The 20,583-nt window shown below is 32.6% G+C and carries 15 protein-coding genes and 4 pseudogenes; 16 read left to right on the forward strand and 3 right to left on the reverse strand.

Features of this window, described 5'->3' with window-relative positions; translation table 11 throughout:
* Positions 1-77: 77 nt before the first annotated feature.
* The 7 genes and pseudogenes from FGK96_RS04395 to FGK96_RS04425 form a co-directional block, all read left to right on the forward strand.
* Positions 78-716, forward strand: coding sequence for a TetR/AcrR family transcriptional regulator (locus tag FGK96_RS04395; RefSeq protein ID WP_138081735.1), 639 nt, complete (start codon positions 78-80; stop codon positions 714-716).
* Positions 717-838: 122 nt separating this feature from the next.
* Positions 839-1,435 (forward strand): MptD family putative ECF transporter S component, encoded by a 597-nt coding sequence (locus FGK96_RS04400; RefSeq protein ID WP_009530392.1) that lies wholly within the window; start codon positions 839-841, stop codon positions 1,433-1,435.
* Positions 1,425-2,138, forward strand: a complete 714-nt coding sequence (locus FGK96_RS04405; RefSeq protein ID WP_009530368.1) for an energy-coupling factor transporter transmembrane component T family protein — start codon at positions 1,425-1,427, stop codon at positions 2,136-2,138. Before FGK96_RS04400 ends, FGK96_RS04405 begins: the two co-directional genes overlap by 11 nt.
* Complete coding sequence (locus tag FGK96_RS04410) at positions 2,123-3,592, forward strand: ABC transporter ATP-binding protein (RefSeq protein ID WP_138081737.1); 1,470 nt, start codon at positions 2,123-2,125, stop codon at positions 3,590-3,592. The genes FGK96_RS04405 and FGK96_RS04410 overlap by 16 nt, the downstream gene beginning before the upstream one ends.
* Complete coding sequence (locus FGK96_RS04415; RefSeq protein ID WP_138081739.1) at positions 3,582-5,372, forward strand: ABC transporter ATP-binding protein; 1,791 nt, start codon at positions 3,582-3,584, stop codon at positions 5,370-5,372. The genes FGK96_RS04410 and FGK96_RS04415 overlap by 11 nt, the downstream gene beginning before the upstream one ends.
* A complete protein-coding gene (locus FGK96_RS04420; RefSeq protein ID WP_138081741.1) occupies positions 5,365-7,110 on the forward strand; it encodes an ABC transporter ATP-binding protein in 1,746 nt (581 codons plus the stop codon). The genes FGK96_RS04415 and FGK96_RS04420 overlap by 8 nt, the downstream gene beginning before the upstream one ends.
* A gap of 31 nt (positions 7,111-7,141) precedes the next feature.
* Positions 7,142-7,657, forward strand: a pseudogene (locus FGK96_RS04425) (MATE family efflux transporter); the annotation flags it as partial.
* 30 nt (positions 7,658-7,687) lie between these two features.
* On the opposite strand, the pseudogene FGK96_RS04430 reads toward FGK96_RS04425, so the two are convergent.
* Positions 7,688-9,014: pseudogene (locus FGK96_RS04430) on the reverse strand (IS3 family transposase).
* A 52-nt stretch (positions 9,015-9,066) separates the two neighbouring features.
* Here FGK96_RS04430 and FGK96_RS04435 point away from each other — a divergent pair.
* The 9 genes and pseudogenes from FGK96_RS04435 to FGK96_RS04470 form a co-directional block, all read left to right on the forward strand.
* A pseudogene (locus FGK96_RS04435) lies at positions 9,067-9,906 on the forward strand (MATE family efflux transporter); the annotation flags it as partial.
* Positions 9,907-10,223: 317 nt separating this feature from the next.
* A complete protein-coding gene (locus tag FGK96_RS04440; protein ID WP_117279702.1) occupies positions 10,224-10,625 on the forward strand; it encodes a sigma-70 family RNA polymerase sigma factor in 402 nt (133 codons plus the stop codon).
* 454 nt (positions 10,626-11,079) lie between these two features.
* A complete protein-coding gene (locus FGK96_RS04445; RefSeq protein ID WP_026624720.1) occupies positions 11,080-11,247 on the forward strand; it encodes a hypothetical protein in 168 nt (55 codons plus the stop codon).
* A gap of 137 nt (positions 11,248-11,384) precedes the next feature.
* Positions 11,385-13,064, forward strand: coding sequence for a recombinase family protein (locus FGK96_RS04450; RefSeq protein WP_420031111.1), 1,680 nt, complete (start codon positions 11,385-11,387; stop codon positions 13,062-13,064).
* Positions 13,057-14,808 carry a recombinase family protein gene (locus FGK96_RS04455; protein WP_138081745.1) on the forward strand — a complete coding sequence of 584 codons (1,752 nt, stop codon included), beginning with the start codon at positions 13,057-13,059 and terminating at the stop codon, positions 14,806-14,808. Before FGK96_RS04450 ends, FGK96_RS04455 begins: the two co-directional genes overlap by 8 nt.
* Positions 14,801-16,321 (forward strand): recombinase family protein, encoded by a 1,521-nt coding sequence (locus FGK96_RS04460; RefSeq protein ID WP_117279696.1) that lies wholly within the window; start codon positions 14,801-14,803, stop codon positions 16,319-16,321. Before FGK96_RS04455 ends, FGK96_RS04460 begins: the two co-directional genes overlap by 8 nt.
* A gap of 40 nt (positions 16,322-16,361) precedes the next feature.
* Positions 16,362-17,786 (forward strand): annotated as a pseudogene (locus FGK96_RS04465) (ABC-F family ATP-binding cassette domain-containing protein); the annotation flags it as partial.
* A gap of 312 nt (positions 17,787-18,098) precedes the next feature.
* Positions 18,099-18,251, forward strand: coding sequence for a hypothetical protein (locus FGK96_RS10445; protein WP_172601593.1), 153 nt, complete (start codon positions 18,099-18,101; stop codon positions 18,249-18,251).
* Between the two features lie 9 nt (positions 18,252-18,260).
* Positions 18,261-18,608: a hypothetical protein gene (locus FGK96_RS04470; protein WP_138081747.1), complete on the forward strand. Its 348-nt coding sequence runs from the start codon at positions 18,261-18,263 to the stop codon at positions 18,606-18,608.
* A 306-nt stretch (positions 18,609-18,914) separates the two neighbouring features.
* Here FGK96_RS04470 and FGK96_RS04475 read toward each other — a convergent pair whose 3' ends face one another.
* A complete protein-coding gene (locus FGK96_RS04475) occupies positions 18,915-19,826 on the reverse strand; it encodes a diacylglycerol/lipid kinase family protein (protein WP_138081749.1) in 912 nt (303 codons plus the stop codon).
* Between the two features lie 100 nt (positions 19,827-19,926).
* Entirely contained in the window at positions 19,927-20,577 is a 651-nt protein-coding gene (trhA, locus tag FGK96_RS04480; protein ID WP_138081751.1) for a PAQR family membrane homeostasis protein TrhA, read from the reverse strand.
* Between the last annotated feature and the right edge of the window lie 6 nt (positions 20,578-20,583).

Consider the following 20,583-nt stretch of genomic DNA (forward strand, 5'->3'; position numbering starts at 1 on the left):
ATGTATTAGCATTGAAATTAAAAGAAGAGTGTGCTATAATATAACTAAGTTATATTTGGAGAAAGGAGGAGTAAATCGTGGCTAATGGTGATTACGAAGCAACTCATAAAAAAATATTGGATTGTGGAAAGACTATTTTTAAAACACAAGGATTTGAAAAAGCTAATTTAAGAGCAATCTGCAAAGCGGCGGGTGTAACTACCGGTGCTTTTTATGGTCATTTTGAAGATAAGGAAGCTCTTTTCACCGAATTAGTAGAGCCAATCGTGAATCAGATACAAAGTTCTTATGCCATGTATGAAGATGAGAGTTTTGATGTTTATAAAAGAGAAAATCATATAAAGAAAGAAACTATTTCTAAGATTTTGGAATCAAAAGCACAAGGTGCTATTGAAATGGTTCTATATTTCTTTGAACATAAAGATGTATTTGAATTACTGGTCTTTGGTTCTTATGGAACAAAATTTAACAACTTTTTAGACGGGATTATTGAGAAAGAAGATAAAAATCACTTTGACATTTTGAGCATGATATACGGAGCGGATCATGTAAATAATGTGATAACTAATAGAGGAATTCACCTAATCAACCATGCATATTTTTATGCTTTATCGGAAGTAGCAGTTCATTCTAAAAGTAAAGAAGAAGTGAAATTGAATGCAACTTTGATTTCAGAGTTCTTTAATGAGGGGTGGAAAAAGATTCGAGGAACATAAACAAATTTTTTGCCTGAAACATAACTTAGTTATATTTCAGAATTGCAGAAGAATAAAACAGGATATTGTTTCTATATGAAAATAGAAATATATCATATTTAAAAATCAAGGAGGACAAAATTATGAATTTAAAAGGTATTGTAAAGATAGCAGTATTCTCTGTTATTGGTTTTGTATTAACAATGGGATTAGGGTTTTTGACCGGATCGTTTGGAATGCTTCCAAGTTTATATTTATCATCAGCCCTGCCAACAATTATTGTAGCACCGGTCTTTGTTATTATGTGTAAACAGGTCGGGCAAAGAGGTACAGCATTTTTATACTTTCTATTGATGGGTGTTTTCTATGTTCTCATGGGAATGTGGCCGGTAATTGCTGTTTGTGCTATTGCAGGAGTTTTAGCAGAACTTGTAATTGGTAAAAAGGAAAATTATGAGAATAAGAATATGAAGATTGGGGCTGCGTTTGGAGCAGGTATGTTCATATATTCCTTACATGCTATGTATTTTACGTTTGTATTTGGTGTAGAAGGACTTACAAAGCAATTCCCCAAAATGTTTACAAAGGATTATGCAACATTCCTTTATGATTTTTACACTCCTACAAACATATTAATTTGTCTATTGATTGCAGCTGTCGCATCAGTCATAGGTGCTTATTTTGGAACATATATTTACAATAAATTTTTTAGCGATAGGAAGAAGAAAAGTGTTTTGTAGAGATGAAAAAAATAATATAAGCAAGTACCAACTATCAGATAAAATCAACCCGCTTACTATAGTTGGGTTGATTTTACTATTTTCAGTTATTTTAACAATAGGAGAACAATCCCAATACTTACTTTCCCTTATTTTTGTTTTAGGACTATTATCCTTATTTTCAATTAAAAAAACATTTAGAACGATATGTTCATTGCTTATAATATGGGGACTTATTTATTTACTAAAACCCCATTTAGGAAATGTTTTGATTGGTTCTATATATACAATGCTACTTATAGTATTGAAATTTGCTCCACTTTTCATTTTGGGAAGAGTTCTGTCTTCATATAGCTCTTCGCATCTAATTGCTGCATTTAGAAAAATTGGAATTGATGGTGGAATAGGCATAGGAATTACAGTATTTTTTCGTTTTATTCCGGAAATCTCTATTAGGATGAAGGAAATAAACAACGGCATGAAAATTAGAGGATTTAAAGCAAGCATTTTCAAACCAATTAAAACATTTGAGTTATATTTTGTTCCTCTTATGTATAAGTGCATAGATATAAGCGATACCTTAACTTGTTCAATCATATCAAAAGGGATTGAATATGATGGACAAAAAACAAGTTTTCATGAGGTGAAAATTACACTTGTTGATATCGTAATGATGATCGGAGGGATGATTTTGTTGGGGGCGAGTTTATGGAAAATATTTTAGAGGCAGAAATAAGATCCTTTCATTATGGAGAGGATTTGATATTAAAAGATTTAAAAATGTCTGTAAAGAAAGGCGAAATAGTAGTCTTAACAGGTCTTTCCGGATGCGGAAAAACGACACTTTTAAGACTATTAAACGGACTTATTCCATCCTTTTATGACGGTGATTTGAACGGAGAAATCAAGATTTTAGGGAAGGATATAACGGCATATAAAAAGGGAGAGTTAGCTAAATATATTGGCAATGTATTTCAAAATCCTAAAGATCAATTTTTTTGTGATGTAGTTGAAGATGAAATTGCTTTAGTGGGTGAAAATTTGGGCTTGGACAGGGATACATTAAAAGAAAAAGTTGAAAAAGCAATGGATTTATTAGGAATAAGCCATATTAGCAAAAAATCCATTTTTGAATTATCAGGAGGAGAAAGGCAAAAAGTAGCTATAGCTGGAACTCTTATCTATGATACGGATATTATTTTTTTTGATGAGCCATCAAGCAGTCTTGATTACGATAGTATAAAACATTTCAGTGAAATACTTTTGAGATTAAAGGCAATAGGAAAAACGATAATTATAGCAGAACATAGGCTCTATTATTTAAAAGAGATTTTTAGCAGATTGATTTATATAAAAGACGGTACAATATGTGATATTTTTCCGAATGGGAGTCTTAGTAATGATAAATGTAAGGAACTTGAGTTAAGAACACTCAATGAAAGAGAATTGATATCAGAAAAAGAACCTATTGTTGCTAAAAGATATATCAAAGTAAATAAAGCCTGCATTCATCAAGGCAAAAGAACTTTGATAGAAGAATTAACATTTGAGCTTGGAAAAAGCGAAATAATGGGAGTGATTGGTTCTAATGGTATTGGAAAAAGTACCTTGGCAAAAGCATTATGCGGATTATCTGAAAAATATTTAGATGTCAGCTATGGACAGAAACAAAGAGAAAGGCTTAGAAATTCATATTGCGTGTTACAAGATGTAGATGCTCAGATTTTTTTTGATACCGTAGAAAATGAGTTGATATTTTGTAAAGATCAAAACTCGGAAAGTGATTTAGAAAAAATACGAGAATATCTAAAAGATACAAATCTATGGCATAAAAAAACTAATCATCCGCAGAAACTATCCGGCGGACAGAAACAACGATTGGCGATTATTACTTCGTTTTTATCTGGCCGTAAGCTGATAATTCTGGATGAACCAACATCAGGTCTTGATTATAAGAGTATGAGAATTATGTCTGATTTAATAACAGAAAAAGCAAAGGAGATTCCAATTATTATAATTACTCATGATTTAGAGCTGTTATTTAAAACCTGTCATTCAGTCTTAATGCTTGGTGATAAGGATTATAAAAAAATATCTGTAAAGGGAAATGAAGCGTCAATCATGGATTTTATGGATAAAAAAGGAAATTTATTGAAGGAGAGAAACTATGTTAAATAAGGTTTTCGAATATGCTGGTTCGCATAAAAAATCAATCCACTTAGCAAGTTTTATTATGCTTATTAGTGTAATTATGGGTGTATTACCTTTTCTATTTGCATATCAGATTATCAATCCACTTATTTTAGGTGAGCGATTAGAATTTGAAAGACTTGCTATTTTATTGACAAGTATTTTAGTTTGTTTAGTGTTGCAAGCTCTCTTAGGTGGAGCAGGTCTTAATGTATCTCATAAAGCAGCATACAACACGCTACTTGGACTTCGAACATCCTTACAGAAAAAAATGGAAGATCTGCCATTGGGTGTTGTTGAAGAAAAAGGGACTGGTACAATCAAAAAAATGTTCGTGGATGATATTGGCAGTTTAGAAGTGCTTTTAGCTCATTCACTTCCTGAAGGAATAGCGAACCTAATTGTACCTATTATGGTTTATATTTCAATGTTTTTTATTGACTGGAGATTAGCGTTAATGTCATTAGCTTCTATTCCGATTAGCATTCTTGCAATGATGATTATGTACTCTGTAGGTATGAAGCAAATGGGACCATATTATATGGCAAGTGGAAAAATGAACAATACCATTATTGAGTATGTAAACGGTATGGAAGTTGTAAAAGTATTTAATAAGCAAACAGAGTCTTATGAACGCCTTTCTAAAGATATAAGTAATTACAGAGATTATGCACTCGCTTGGTATAAGACGGCATGGCCATGGATGGCGTTATATAGTGCCTTACTTCCATGCACGATTATTTTAACATTGCCTCTTGGTGGTTATTTTGTGTATATGGGCTATGCAAGTCTTTCTAACTTAATATTAGTGTTATGTCTTTCTTTAAGTATAGGATTGCCACTACTGAAAGCTCTTAGATTTTTACCAACTATGCCACAATTAAATTATAAGATTTCTGCTTTAGAACAAGCCTTAAATATGGCTCCTTTAAAGCAGGGAGAAAATGATTTTAAGGGAACAGGACAGACTATTTTATATGATAATGTTACCTTTGGCTATCAGCTAAACAAGATGGGAGAAAATGGACAGCCCGAAACCTATATTAAGAATGTTATTCATAATGTAAGTTTTACGGCAAGAGTTGGTGAAAAGACAGCGATTGTCGGTGAATCAGGTTCAGGAAAAAGTACTTTAGCTAAACTTTTAATTCACTACTATGATGTTTTAGATGGAAGCATAAGTATTGGAGGACAAGACTTACGGGATATAAGATTGGAATCTCTCAATAAGCAAATTTCTTATGTAGCACAAGACCAATATTTATTTAATACTTCGCTTTTAGAGAATATTCGTATTGGTAATTTAGCTGCAAGCGATGATGAGGTTATTGAAGCAGCTAAAAAAGCTCAGTGTATGGAATTCTTAAATAGACTTCCGGATGGTATTTATTCTTTAGCAGGGGAAGCAGGAAAAATGCTTTCAGGTGGAGAAAGACAAAGAATATCGTTAGCGAGAGCTATTTTGAAGAATGCTCCGATTGTTGTACTTGATGAGGCAACAGCCTATGCAGATCCTGAAAATGAAGAAAAAATGGAAGCAGCTATTCGTGAACTTGTAAAAGGGAAAACCTTAATTGTTATTGCACACAAGTTACCATCTATTGTAGATGCAGATCAGATATTAGTTATGGATCATGGTCATTTAGTTGCAAATGGAAAGCATAAATACTTATTAGAATCTTCAGCAGAATATCGCAAATTATGGGATGCGACACTATTTAGTAAAGATTGGAAAATCAGCAGAAAGGAAGGTGAAATGAATGTTTAGACTAATTTCAAGAATTTTAAATTTATCAGGTAAATACAAAAACAGAATAAAGTCCGCATTTATATTTGCCTTTGTTGAATCTATATTAAGTAAAATGCCGATATTTATTGCATTTACCGTTTTGATTGGATTTTATGAAAAAAGGAATACGTCCCAAACTTTTCTATATGTAGGAATAGGACTTGTTTTAGTGGTTTTATTACAAGCTGTGGTTCACTTCTTAAGCGATAAATTACAAAGTGCAGCCGGCTTTATGATTTTTGCTGATAAAAGAATGGAGCTTGGGAATCATCTTAGAAAGCTTCCGATGGGATATTTTACAGCAGGTAATTTAGGAAAAATAAATTCTGTTTTAAGTTCGGACATGGCTTTTATTGAAGAAGTTTCCATGAGTACGATTGCCAATATGATGAGCTATGTATTATCAACACTTGTACTAACAGTATTCATGTTTGTTTTAGATTACAGAATTGGACTGATTGCGGTGTGTGTAACACTGGTTGCAACATTGCTTGCAAATAGCATGAATAAGATGTCTTTATCGGAGTCGGCTATTAGACAAGAACAAAGTGAAAAACTCACCGATGCAGTTTTGTCATTTGCTGAGGGGATCAGTGTTATTAAAAGTTACAACCTTTTAGGCGAAAATTCTAAATCTCTTACAGATAATTTTATATCCTCAAAGGACACATCTATAAAATTTGAAAATAAAATAACACCATGGACAACCGGTTTAAATATTATTTATGGAATTGGGATTATATTTATTTTAGCAGTGGCTTTATATCTTAATCATCAAGGAACTTTGGGACTTCCATATATGTTGGGGCTTATTTTGTTTGTGTTTGACTTATTCAGCCCTTTAAAAACACTTTATGGTGAAGCGACAAGGCTTACTGTAATGAACGCTGCATTGGATCGTATTGAAGAAGTGTTAAATGAAACTGAACTGCAAGATGTGGGCAAAAAACATATTTCAAAATCTGATACCTCAGAACCTGAAATTTGTTTTAATCATGTTAAATTTTCTTATGGCGAAAAAGAGGTCTTGCATGATATGAGTTTCAAAATGAATAAGAATACAATGACGGCTTTAGTTGGACAGTCCGGGGGAGGTAAATCCACAGTAGCAAATCTTTTGACAAGATTTTGGGATGTAGACTCCGGTGAAATTTTGATTAGAGGAGTGAATATAAAGGATGTTTCACTATCTGAATTGATGTCGGAAATCAGTATGGTTTTCCAGAGAGTTTATTTATTTCAAGATACGATTTTTAACAATATTGCCATGGGGAAAGAAAATGCAACGAAAGAAGAAGTTATAGAAGCAGCCAAGAAAGCAAGATGCTATGATTTTATTATGGCACTTCCTGATGGATTTGACACAATGATTGGAGAGGGAGGAGCAACTTTATCCGGTGGTGAAAAACAAAGAATTTCTATTGCCCGTTGCATGTTAAAAGATGCTCCTATTGTAATTCTTGACGAGGCAACAGCAAGTGTTGATGTGGACAATGAAAGCTATATACAGGAAGCAATTAGTGAATTGGTAAAGAATAAAACCTTATTAGTTATTGCTCACAGATTAAATACGATTAGGGATGCCGACAATATTGTTGTAATCAAGGAAGGGAATATTGCAGAACAAGGAACGCATAATGAGCTAATTGCTTTAAATGGGATTTATAAGAATATGGTAGAACTACAAAATAAAAATAATGGCGTAAAAATACTGTAAGAATATATTTGTAATAAATGGAGGTAAGTACTTGAAACAGGATATGAAAGAACAACTACTAACCAAAAGGCCGATAGACTTACTCTTTCAGCTATCAGTTCCGGCGGTAATCGGAATGATAGTCATCGGTCTATATCCCTTGATGGATGGGATTTTTGCCGGAAAAATTATAGGACAAACAGCAATGACCGCTTGTGGTGTTGCAATGCCCCTCACCTTTTTTAACAGCGGTGTTTCAACCTTGCTTGGTGTAGGTTCTGCGTCTGTCCTATCACGAGCCATTGGAAAAGGGGATCAGAAAACTGTAGATAAAATTATGGGTAACTTAATCTTTTGGGTGATTTTGTTCTCTGCTATCATCACAGTCGGAGGAATCCTCCTCGCACCACACTTTTTAGATATGGTCGGTGCAACAGGTGAAATTAAAGCCTATGGTATCAGATACCTTAGAGTGATTTTTATAGGTTCTCTATTTGTGAACTTTACACAGTCTGCCAATATGGTGATGCGTGGCGAAGGACTGATGAAAAAAGCCATGTTGATTATGTACTGACCCCCAAAAGTTAGACATTATATTTTAAGCAAAGGATTTAGTTCTGTATTGTACGGGACTAAGTCCTTTTAGTTTTACTTTGATCCGTTTATTGTTGTAATAATCAATATATTTTTTAATAGCTTTTTCTAAATCTCCCAGAGATTTATAGTAGCTCTCATAGCCATAGAACATTTCTGACTTTAATATGCCAAAGAAGGATTCCATTATCCCATTGTCAGGGCTGTTTCCTTTACGTGACATAGATGGACGGATACCTTTAGAGTTTAAAAAGTGATGATAATAGTTGTGCTGATACTGCCAGCCTTGATCACTATGTAAAATAGTTCCGTTATAGTATTTATCTGGAAATGTCTTTTCTAGCATCGTTTTAATTTGGTTTAAGTTAGGAGAACGTGAAATGGTATAGTTTATTATCTCGCTATTATAACCATCAAGAACTGGTGATAAATAGAGTTTTCCCTCAGGTAAAGCAAATTCAGTCACATCGGTGTAACACTTCTCAAAAGGTTTAGAGGCTTCAAAATGGCGTTGAATAAGGTTATCTGCTTTCTTTCCAACCTCACCCTTATAAGATGAATAGCGTCTTTTGCGACGTATTCTCGCTGTTAAACCTAGTTCTTTCATCAAGCGCTGAACTCTTTTGTGGTTGATGATAAAACCTCTGTTACGCAGTTCCAAAGTGATTCGACGATAGCCATAGTTACCTTTTGAATTTGGTTTTTAATGGACTTGTCTAAATCATCTTGTTCTAGTTGCTTAAGATGATAGTAATAGGTTGAACGAGCTAATTGAGCTGCTCTTAGAAGTAAACCTAATCTAAATCCTCCATCAACCATTTCTTTAATGATTTCTGTCGTTCTTTCTCGATAGCTTCGTCCCGTTCTTCTAACTCTTTTAACTTTTTTAGGAAGGCGTTCTCCGTTCTGAGATATTCGTTCTCTTCCTGAAGGCGCTCTAATTCAGTCATTTCTTCCCAAGTTTTCTTTGGTTTACGTCCCATTTTTGCTGGTCTCCCTTTTGTTGTCTCAACAATAGTATAACCATTTTTCTTGTATTGCGCTATCCAATTGGCAAGAGTTCCTGGATTTGGGAAGGCGTAATCTAGAGAAACTGACATTAAGGATTGCCCATCTTTCAAGACTTTATTAATCATTTCTTGCTTCATTTCAGGTGAATAAGCTTGGTACTTTTGCTTCTTAACGATCTCAACTCCATAACGATCCATCAGTCGAATGGTATATTTTAAGTTGCAGCGGGTTACTCCAAATTGAATCTCTAATTGAGTCCAGGAAACACCTGACTTCTTTAAACGATAAATTTCTAATTTATCTTCATAACTTAATTTCATACAAAAACACCCCAAATGTTAGATTTTTTGTCCAACTTTTGGGGTGCAGTACATTATGGGTTTTGGTGCTTTGCTTAATATCATACTTGATCCGATACTAATGACCGTTATGGGTGAATATGCTATTGAAGGTGCTGCACTTGCAACGATCACAGCCCAATTTGTTCAAGCTACTGTAACACTACATTATTTCTTGAAAAAGAGTAAGGTCGTTAAAATTCATAAGATACAATCTGATGCGGAAATTAAAAAAGAAATGTTTTCTGTCGGTTCATCCGCTATGATGATGCAGCTCTTATTTATGATACAACAAACAATGCTTTATAAAATGGCATTTAAGTATGGGGGAGATCCAAACGGAATTTTAATGGCAGCATCACTTCGTGTATATGCCTTTTCGTTTATCCCACTTTGGGGAATGAGCCAAGGATTACAACCTATTGTTGGAACTAACTTCGGAGCAAAACAGTATGACAGAGTAAGACAGGCTATGAAGGTGTTTTCTATCGGAGGACTGGTTCTCGCAGCAATCTTTTGGGTTCCAGCCTTATTGCTTTCAAGTCAAATACTATCTTTGTTCGGTGTAGAAGCAAATATTATTGCACAAGGTGTCGGAAACTTTAGATTGTTCTATTCCGTATTTATCCTGTATGGAGTAATGGTTATGACGATTACTTTCTTTCAATCTATTGGAAATGGAAAGAAAGCAGGAATTATTGTTATGCTTAGACAACTGTTCCTATTTGTTCCTGCAATGATCATTTTACCAATGGCATTTGGAGTCAAAGCAGTTTGGTTCACACAGCCTCTTGTATATTTCATTATGATTGTTGTTGGATTTATTATGATGATAAATACAGTAAAGAATCTAGAAAATGTAAATTTAAAGTAAAAGTAATGCTTTGTAGGATTAAAATTTCTAATAGCTAATTTTTAAGGAGGCACATTTAATATGTATTGAGAATGAGGAGCATATATGTGGAAATTGTTTTTATCAACAAGAAAATATTATAAATATATTATATATGTTTTCAAATTATTTTTGATTTCTATATATTGCCCTTTTTAAAGAACTAAAAACTAAATATAAGAAAAACAAAAGAGCTTTCAAATGTTTACATCTAAGAGGATTTCGCATGTCAAAATGCCGGAGTCCTCCTTTTTTATGCTTAAAAATCAAAATTTAGAGTAAAAAAGGAGGACTAAAGGATGTCAAACAAAGAAAAATACATTTATGTCAAGGGGAAAAAGATATATGTACCTGACGAAGTGTATAGAACATATAAAAAAGAGCTTAATCATGAGGCTCATTTAAAAAGATTGGATAGAAAGCATGGTGTACTTCATTTTGGAGACTTTAACACAAGTATTGTAGATATTGCAGATAATACTGTTGATGTTGAAAAAATCATTGAAACAAAAATGCTGATAGAAGATCTGTATCATGCATTAGACAGTTTGAATGATGAAGAGAGAAAACTAATTGAAGCATTATATTTTGAGGATAAGACTCTCGCAGAAGTTGCAAAAAGGGAAGATACAAATCCAATGAAAATCAGTAGATTAAGAAATAAGATTTTAGAAAAGCTGAGAAAACTTTTGGATAAGTAAATTAAGTAGAGGGCAGGGGAAACATCTCTGTCCTCTATTTTTGAAAATTTTTCAAAAATAGTGTTAAAAGTTGTCCTGAAAGTAAGGTTTATATATAGAGGGAGTTTTATACCTCGTTATATATAGATTTGATCTTTGACAACTAGATAGACCAAGACAAGACGTTAACTGGTAATGGAGCAATTTACAATTTACGCCAAGATAAACCTGCTAAGTTAAATTGGTTTAAATGAATACCTACATTTGTAGAGGATATAAGGTTTGGAGCGATAAATAAGTCTGTATAAAAAGAGTGTGGCAACTCTTGTGCGATGATATTAACGGGGATAATGATACTTCTACAGTTGAAGCCGGCTCATCTTGAAAAGGGGCGGAGGTGAAATTCCTATGTAGCAGCCAATGCACTTGTCAATGTCATAAAACTTAAAAATACTGAAGATAAGGAGAAGATATTATGTGTGAAGAACATAATATAGATATTAAGATGGAAATAGATAAAAAAGATAAACAGACAATAAATCAAATTGATGGTTGGAGTGTGGTAATTAAATTTAATGAAAATGGATTTAGCTTAGAAAATTTAGTAGAGGAATACATCAAAGAAAAATTTTCTGTCTATTAGGGGCTGACAAAAAATATAAGGAGCGTTATAATATTTTTGTGGAAGCCTAGCCTTGGTTCGATTTATTGTATGTAAATTGAATTTAAGGAGGCTTTTTTGTGTTTAAAAATAGTGTAGATAAAGAAAATATTGCAGTTATGTATTTGAGGCTTTCAAAAGAAGATGGAGAAAAAGTAGAAAGTAATTCCATATCAAATCAAAGAGAAATTATAAATTCATATGTAAAAAGAAATCAAATTACAATGGTCAAAGAGTATGTTGATGACGGATATTCAGGAGCGAATTTTGATAGACCGAATTTTAAAGAAATGATAAAGGATGCTTATGATAAGAAATTTGATACCATTATTGTAAAAGACCTGTCAAGATTTGGAAGAGATTATATAGAAGCTGGAAAGTTTATACAAAGAATATTTCCGGAAAACGGGATAAGATTTATATCCGTTAATGACAATTATGATAGTAAAAGTGCGGATATGAATGACACACATTTAATACTGCCTATAAAAAATTTTATCAACGACAGCTATTGCCTAGACATTTCTAATAAGGTAAAAAGCTCCCAGAAGATAAAAAGAGAAAAAGGTGATTTTATTAGTGCTTTTGCACCTTATGGATATAAAAAATCTGATGAGAATAAAAATAAGTTGGTGGTTGATGAACAAGCTGCTCCTAACATCAAAAATATATTCGATATGAAGCTATTGGGATATTCTTCAAAGGCAATTGCAGATGAGTTAAATCACTTAGGTGTTCTAACTCCAAGAAAATATAAAGAAAGTCAAGGCTTTAAGTGTAATGGATTTCAAAATATAAAAGGTGGAAATTGGTCAGCGAAGGCAGTAAACAGAATTATAGAAAATGAAGTATATATTGGAAACACCTTACAGGGAAAGAGTATTACCTTAAACTATAAAAATAAAAAGCAAATTGGAAAAGATAAAGAAGAATGGATAAGGGTAGAAGATACCCACGAAGCAATCGTAAGTAAGGAAGTTTTTGCTATTGCAAATACAATGCTTAAAAGAGATTTAAACAACTCTCGTGGTAAGGATAAAATTGATATTTTTACCGGGATGCTGTTTTGTAAAGAATGTGGAAGTTCTTTGATTAGAAGAACTGTAAAGTATAAAGAAAGAGAAGAAGTTTTCTATATATGCTCAAAGTATAACAAGGAAAAATCTTGCAAAAGACACAGCATAAAGGAAGAAACCTTGATAAAAGCAGTGTCTAAAATAATAAAATCATATATTGAATTTAACGAAAAGCTATATTCCAAAGTTCGGCTTATAGATATAAATAGAAATCTGAAAGACAAACAGATTCCTATATTAAAACGAGAAAAAGCTATGACAGAAGAACTCTTATCTTCCCTTTACCTTGATTTAAAAGAGGATGTGATTAGTAAAGAAGAATATCACCTTTTTAGAAAAAACTATATGGAAAAACTCACTAAGCTAGATGAAAGTATCCAGTATAGATTAAGAAAACAAGAAGATACAAAGGATAAAATAGATGAAAATAAGAGCTGGATCATTGATATTAACAGATATAAAAATTTATCTGAAATAGACAGGCTATCTGTTGTGATGCTCATTGATAAAATTTTTATTTCTGAAGATAAGACGATAGATGTCAGGTTTAATCATACCGAAGAGCTATCTTTACTTGAGGAAATGACAAAAGCGGGCAAGACCAAATTTAAGAATAATATTATAGCAAAGAAAAGTATTTCTACAAACGGAAAGTCAAAAGCTATACCTGTTGCTATGAATAAAAGTCTTGTAAGTGCTGAAAGTGAGGTATGTTATGGCTAGAACGAAAAATAGACATAAATCACAATCAGAAATAAATACAGAAAATATAAAAATAGTTGAAAAAACATATATTGCCGGTGTTTATACACGACTATCACAAGAAAGAAAAGAAGATTATAGGGATAAAAGCAATTCACTTGAAATGCAGGAAGAACTTTGTGTAAAAGAAGCAAATGAAAAAGATATAAAAGTTTTTAGAATATATAAAGATTATGAGTATTCCGGAACAAACTTTAAAAGACCAGCTTTTCTTGAAATGATGGAAGATATAAGGATAGGGAGAATAAATTGTATCATCGTAAAAGATATGTCTAGGTTTGGAAGAGAATATTTAGAAATTGCGAATTATATAGAAAAAGTATTTCCGTTCTTAGGGGTTAGATTTATTTCTGTAAATGACAATCTTGATACAAAAAACGGTATAAAATCGGATAAGAGTTATGAAATAGCAATCAAAAATATCTTCAATGACTTGTATGCTAAAGATATTTCAAAGAAAGTAAAAGCCTCAAAAGAAGTAAAAATGAAACAAGGAGCCTTTATAGGAGCTACTGCTCCGTATGGCTATAAGGTAGAAAAAATAGACGGAAAAAGAGTTTTGGTGGTTGATAAAAAGGTAGCAGAAGTAGTAAGGCTTATATTTCATTTAGCTGGTCAAGGCAAATCTAATATACAAATAGCAAGAGAATTGACAAGTATATACACTACACCTGCTGAATACAAAAGAACAGGAGAGCCTTACAAAAATAAACCGGATACAAGACAATGGGATCCTTCTTATCTATCAAAAATTCTTTCTGACGAAGTGTATATTGGAAATTTAACTCAAAGGGTATATTCAAACAGATATGATTCGGGTAGAAAAAGTAAATTTCGTGATAAAGAAGAATGGATAAGGGTAGAAGATACCCATGAAGCACTGGTTGAAAAAGATTTATTTGAAAGGGTAAGAATACTTAAAGAAAAAAATAAAGGTTCATTACCTTATCGTTCATTAAAAAATACCATAAAAGATGGTAAAGAAAATATAGGTTTAAAAATCCAAAGAGACCGAAACAGAGAAGGAAAGTATGATGGTCTCATAATTTGTGGTATATGCGGTAGAGATTTACAAAAACAATATGGTTCAAGGAGGCTCAAGTCTAATGATGAAGTTTGTTATTGCTATTACTGTAAAGGTGGTGATAAATTAAAATTAGAAAAATCTCATATCAGAATTTATGAAACGGATATCGATAAAATTTTCGTTGATACCTTAAAAAGATTATTTTCAAGTTTTTATCAAGAGGATAAAGGATTATATCTTAAAAATTATTTGGAGAAGGCAAGCAATGAAAAAATAAAGCAAGTTTCTTTGAAAATAGATACTGATAGAAAGAAGATTGATGCTCTTAGAGTTAAGCTACAGAAAGAATATGAAAGCTATGTTAGAGGAGATGTTCTTTTAAGGAAATTTAAAGCAGAAAGTAATAAAATAGATAGACAGATAAAAACGATTAAAAATGAATTAAAGGTAGTAGACGATAAAAAGAGGAACATAAAGAGAAGAAAAGATGAAATCAAAAAATTCATAGAAGCTCTATTTTACTGTTTGGAGGATTACAAGAGTATAGAGGTGGATAAAGAACTGGTTGATACCTTAATTAACCGTATAGAAATCTCAAAATACAAGCAAGTAACTATATACTTTAAATTTAGTTTTGATAAAGATATAGAAAAGCAGTTGGAGGTAGAGCATGAATAGAATAGCCATTTATTTAAGACTTTCAGAAGAAGATTATAAAAAAAAGGATGAGAGTGTAAGTATAGTAAATCAGAGAGACTATATAAGAAATTACATTGAAAACGAGAACTCTCTGAAGGATTGTGAGATAGAAGAATATATAGATGATGGCTTTTCTGCTACAAATACAAACAGACCTTCGTTTTTAAGACTTATTGATAATATAAAAGCCGGGAGAATAAATACGATAATTGTAAAGGATATGTCGAGATTTTCAAGAGATTATATATTGCTTGGAGACTATCTGAGTAATATATTTCCATTTTTGAAAATACGGTTTATTGCTATCAATGACAACTACGATTCTATAAATGAAGATGGAAATGGGATAGATACAGATATACAGTTTAAGACATTGTACTATGATTTGTTCAGTAAGGAATTATCGGAAAAAGTAAAAAGTTCTTTTAAACAACTTAAATCACAGGGGAAAAATACTAATTGGGCAGCACCTTTTGGATACATAAAAGATCCAAAAGACAAATATCATATTATACCTGATGAAAAGACAGCTTTTATAGTTAAAGAAGCTTTTGACTTGCTGTTAGAGGGATATTCTTGCAATCAGGTAGCAAATATATTCAATGAAAAAGATTATATAACCTGTTCTGAAAGAAAAGAAGAACTAAAAATTTCAAAGTACACAAGAAATCTTGTTACTGGCAGTAAAATAAATAAAAGAGTTTGGACAAGTGCGGCTATATCCAGAATAACGAGTAATGAATTATATACAGGAGATTATGTATATAATAAATATAAAGATACAAGGATTGGTGGAAGAAAAAGTATATTACTTCCTGAAGAAGAATGGAAGGTAATTCTTAATACTCATGAAGCGATTGTTTCTAGAGAAGTTTTTGATAAAGTAGGGATAATAAAGAAAAAAAGAATTTTCGGGGGATACACAAAAAACAGAGAAGAATCTATTTTTTCTGACAAGATTTTTTGTAAAGAATGCGGTAGACATATGGGATTTAGATGTGATAGTAGGCAAAAGAAAAATCCAAATAAAGTGTATAAATATAGAAATTACTATTGTTATTTCTGTAAAGCTAGTAGAACTCCCAACAATGTCAAAGAAAGAGACATTATAGAGTTGATAAGACCAAAATTAGATGAATTTAAGTCCCAAAATACAGAAAAAGAAGAAAGCATAATAGATTATGAAAAAAGAAAGGAAGAGTATTTAAAAGAAATATCTGAATTAAATAGTAACCTGCAAATAATCTATGAGAATTACAAGAAAAACAGTATTTCAAAAGAAGAATATTTACGAAAAAAAATACTTGTTCAAGACAAAAAGAAGTTACTGGAAAACAAGATAAGAGAATTAGAAAATATAGAAGATGATTCCAAGAAAGAACTGGATATTAATAACTTAGATGAAGATAATTTGTTGAAAATATATGTAGATAATATAATTGATAAAATAATTGCATCAAGAACTGGAGAAATAGAGATTATAGAGAAATAGATAATTCAGGAAATTCTATATCAATTGCTTGACATTGTAGGGGAAATCAACCTTTATGAGCATTGTTACCGGTCATTTACAACCCGATGAAGGAAAGGTTGAATGGTCTAAATATGTCACAGCAGGTTACTTAGATCAGCACACGGTCTTAGAAGCAGGACAAACCGTTCGTGATGTTCTAAGAACAGCTTTTGATGAGTTGTTTAAAACTGAAGCCCGTATTAATGATATCTACTTATCAATGGCTGAAGAAGGAGCTGATGTCGACGGTCTTATGGAAGAAGTCGGTGAATTGCAAGATCGTCTGGAGTCACGAGATTTCTATACACTGGACGCAAAGATTGATGAGGTAGCAAGAGCTCTAGGGGTTATGGATTTTGGCATGGAGTCTGATGTGACAGAATTATCTGGAGGCCAGAGGACAAAAATTCTGCTAGCAAAGCTATTACTTGAAAAGCCAGATATTTTACTGTTGGATGAACCAACAAACTATCTTGACGCAGAGCATATCGAATGGCTTAAACGTTACCTTCAAAATTATGAAAATGCCTTTGTTCTTATTTCACATGACATTCCATTTCTTAATGAGGTTATTAATATTGTCTACCACGTTGAAAATCAGAATCTGGTAAGGTATTCGGGCGACTATTATCAGTTCAAAGAGATTCATGAAATGAAAAAGGCACAATTAGAGGCTGCCTATGAACGTCAACAAAAAGAAATTGCTGATTTACAAGACTTTGTTAACCGTAATAAGGCGCGTGTTGCTACTCGCAATATGGCTATGTCTAGACAGAAAAAATTGGATAAAATGGACATTATTGAGTTGCAGGTTGAGAAACCTAAACCAAACTTTGAGTTTAAAGAATCTCGCACTCCTAGTCGCTATATTTTTCAAGCAAAAGAATTGGTTATTGGCTATGATCGCCCTCTAACAAAAAATCCTTTAACTCTTAATTTTGAACGAAATCAAAAAATTGCTATCATAGGTGCGAATGGTATTGGTAAATCTACACTATTAAAGAGTTTATTGGGTATCATCAAGCCGTTAGCAGGGCAAGTGGAGCGTGGTGATTTTATTGAATTAGGTTATTTTGAACAAGAAGTTTCAGGAGTAAATCGTCAAACACCATTAGAAGCAGTTTGGGATGCTTTCCCAGCTTTAAATCAAGCAGAAGTAAGAGCAGCACTTGCACGTTGCGGCTTAACTTCAAAACATATTGAAAGTCAGATTCAGCTTTTATCCGGAGGAGAACAAGCTAAGGTGCGCTTTTGTCTTCTCATGAATCGAGAAAATAATGTTTTGGTATTGGATGAGCCAACTAACCATTTAGACGTTGATGCTAAAGCTGAACTAAAAAGAGCTTTGCAAGCCTACAAGGGATCTATCTTAATGGTATGTCACGAACCTGATTTTTATCAAGGTTGGGTAACGGATATTTGGGATTTCAACCAACTAACCTAAGTTAAACCTAGATAATAGTTATAAAAAAGTTGGCCAATTGTACCAACTTTTTTTATATCTGATAGCAAAATTCTTGACTAGGATTCAAAATAAAAGTATAATGACAATATAAATAATTAATTGAGTAGTCTCTTTTATTTATCTTGTAATAATAGCTTTGTTAAAGAAAACACAAAGAAAATATTCTATCTATCAACAAAAGTAGCTACATAAAATTAATTATAATGGTCACTTTATAGAGGAGGCATTTTATCATAGAAAGTGAGAACTATCAAAAAGTAATTAATGTCTCAGATAGAAAAGGAGTCTAATATGAACTTTAAGGGAAACAATGTGAAAGCAGGACACACTGTCAATACTAAACATAATAGAGTAAAGATTGCGGAGGTACTTCAATTAGTGTTACTACTTATCCCCGTCTTCAAACTAAGTCGGAAAATTTTGAAAGATCGTAAAATGAAATAGGAGATAGACATGATGAACTCAAAACAAAAAGGTATAGCTATCGCTCTTATTGCCGGAGCCGCCGCAGCAACTATTGCTTATTTAAGCCTATCAGAAACTGACAAACAAGACTTGCTTGAAGAAAGTAATAAGAAGATGGGTGAATTAAATGACACCATTAAGGGTTTTAGTGAGCAGTTTTTAGGAACAGTTACTGAAAAGTTAGAAGATTCAAAATCAAAGATAGACCAGTATTCTGATTTCGCTTCAACTAAGCTTGAAGATTCCCTTTCAAAGGCAAAGGGCACTATTGAACACTACTCAGATGTGGCTGGGGATAAGATTGATGAGCAATTGAATCATTTTAAAAATAAATAAAGCTAGCTATGCTATTCCACATTAAAAAACGAGAGTTTGATAAGACAAAGTAAACTCATTCGGTAAGACACAAAAGGGCTTTTAGCCCTTTTTTTAGAACGTAGACAAACTCCTAACAATAAAAAATGTGAATAGACTTGCGTAAAATGACAAGATATTAAACTCTTAAAGATGTTGATGTTCCAATGTTTCTGAGAGTTTTTGCTTTTCATAATAAAGAAAAAAGATTGAAGAAAATTGTCCAAAATGGACTTTGTCTTCAATCTGAAAGGGCTTTTAGCCCTTTTTTTATATGTATGGATTGTTTTAGGAATTAGGAACGCGAACGGTGACCGCTTCCTTTAAGACTGTGAGTGTCACTGGCACCATATCGCTTTTATCACCATCAATACGGGTTCGAGGTAAAATCAATGTTTTTAATTTTGATGGCGTAATAGTTAACTTCTGAGTTGAAAAGTGTGTAATCTCTTCAGCCATAGAGAAATCTCCTTTACGAAAATCATTTATATGTAATAAAAATTTTATAAATGAAACTTTCTTCATGGTATAGACCTGCAATAGCCCATCATTAACCGTAGCAGAGGGTGAGAAAGATGGAAAACCAGCAATGGAATTGGTCATGGTTACAAGTAAGAACTTTGTCTTAATAGCAAATTGTCGACGATCATCTTCAAGGTTTAGGTAATAGGAACGGTTGCGTTTTAAAATTCGGAAACTATCCTTTAAAAAAGCTAAGGGTCCAAATTTTCGTTTATCTTCAGTGGTCACATTAGCTGCTATATCTGCTAACAGTCCAAGAGTTAGACTACTAATCATATAATGATCATTAACTTTACAAAGGTCTACTCTTTTATCTTGCCCATTTAAAATGGTATCAATAGCTAAATCAGGATCTAATGGAATGGATAGAGATTTTGCAAAGTTATTGACAGTACCAGAGGGGATAAGGCCTATTTTAGTATGCTGACCACCTTCATGGACGCCACCTATTATTTTATTAATAGTTCCATCTCCCCCAAGTGGAATAACCAAGTCAATTCCCCTGCTAGAAGCTTCTTTGGCCTTCTTAAAGGCATCAGAAGCTGACTCAGGGCTAACAACGGTAATGTTCTTTTCAAGAAAACCATGCTTTAGGAAAGAGTCTTTGATATGTTGTGTAAGGTCTTTTTCGTTTTTCTTTCCGGAAAAAGGATTGACAAATAAGTGTACTGTCTCCATAATGAATTACCTTTCTTTCTAATCATACTTATTATAACACTCCTCTATCTATTTGTAAGTAATAAAAAAGCTAGTCTTATTTCATTAGACTAGCACTTCATTATAGCATGTAAAAAACAATGGCAATAAATTGCAGGGCAGACGCTAGCAGAATAAAGAGATGCCAAATCATATGAAAGTAGGGCTTTTTCTTAGCATAAAATATAGCACCAATAGTGTAGGATAAGCCTCCTAAAAACATCAGAATAGCAAATACTAATCCCGTCTTATTAATAATGACCGGTAAAATAAAGATAACTAACCATCCCATAAAAAGATAGAGTATTAAACTGAATTTTTCATTAATAGATTTTGCAAAAATTTTATAGAGAATGCCAAATAAGGTTATTCCCCATTGTAGAATGATAATAAGATAACCTAACCAGCCTCCTACTAAAGAAAGTGCAATGGGTGTATAACTGCCAGCAATAGCAATATAAATCATACTATGATCAATGATTCGAAGTACATATTTTTGGGGTGTTCCATAAGCCATGGAATGATAAATAGTTGATGACAGGAACATCAGAAATAGGCTAATGACAAAAATTGAAGTACCAACAGCAACTTTAAGTTGGTAAGTTTGATAACTATAAATAGCAACAAATGGCAAAATAAACAGCATGACAACGGAACCGACAGCATGCGTTATGGCATTTGCAACCTCTTCTCCAAATGATAGGGGAAGACTTTGTTTAAAAGTTTGATTCAAGGCAAG

The organism is Streptococcus porcinus, from assembly GCF_901542335.1.
Taxonomy (GTDB): Bacteria; Bacillota; Bacilli; order Lactobacillales; family Streptococcaceae; genus Streptococcus; species Streptococcus porcinus_A.

Excerpts from the sequence above, each read along its gene's own strand:
- FGK96_RS04400 (WP_009530392.1), top strand. The coding sequence starts at position 839 with ATGAATTTAAAAGGTATTGTAAAGATAGCAGTATTCTCTGTTATTGGT.
- FGK96_RS04410 (WP_138081737.1), top strand. The coding sequence starts at position 2,123 with ATGGAAAATATTTTAGAGGCAGAAATAAGATCCTTTCATTATGGAGAG.
- FGK96_RS04415 (WP_138081739.1), top strand. The coding sequence starts at position 3,582 with ATGTTAAATAAGGTTTTCGAATATGCTGGTTCGCATAAAAAATCAATC.
- FGK96_RS04420 (WP_138081741.1), top strand. The coding sequence starts at position 5,365 with ATGTTTAGACTAATTTCAAGAATTTTAAATTTATCAGGTAAATACAAA.
- FGK96_RS04440 (WP_117279702.1), top strand. The coding sequence starts at position 10,224 with ATGTCAAACAAAGAAAAATACATTTATGTCAAGGGGAAAAAGATATAT.
- FGK96_RS04445 (WP_026624720.1), top strand. The coding sequence starts at position 11,080 with ATGTGTGAAGAACATAATATAGATATTAAGATGGAAATAGATAAAAAA.
- FGK96_RS04450 (WP_420031111.1), top strand. The coding sequence starts at position 11,385 with ATGTATTTGAGGCTTTCAAAAGAAGATGGAGAAAAAGTAGAAAGTAAT.
- FGK96_RS04455 (WP_138081745.1), top strand. The coding sequence starts at position 13,057 with ATGGCTAGAACGAAAAATAGACATAAATCACAATCAGAAATAAATACA.
- FGK96_RS04460 (WP_117279696.1), top strand. The coding sequence starts at position 14,801 with ATGAATAGAATAGCCATTTATTTAAGACTTTCAGAAGAAGATTATAAA.
- FGK96_RS10445 (WP_172601593.1), top strand. The coding sequence starts at position 18,099 with ATGAACTTTAAGGGAAACAATGTGAAAGCAGGACACACTGTCAATACT.
- FGK96_RS04470 (WP_138081747.1), top strand. The coding sequence starts at position 18,261 with ATGATGAACTCAAAACAAAAAGGTATAGCTATCGCTCTTATTGCCGGA.
- FGK96_RS04475 (WP_138081749.1), bottom strand. The coding sequence starts at position 19,826 with ATGGAGACAGTACACTTATTTGTCAATCCTTTTTCCGGAAAGAAAAAC.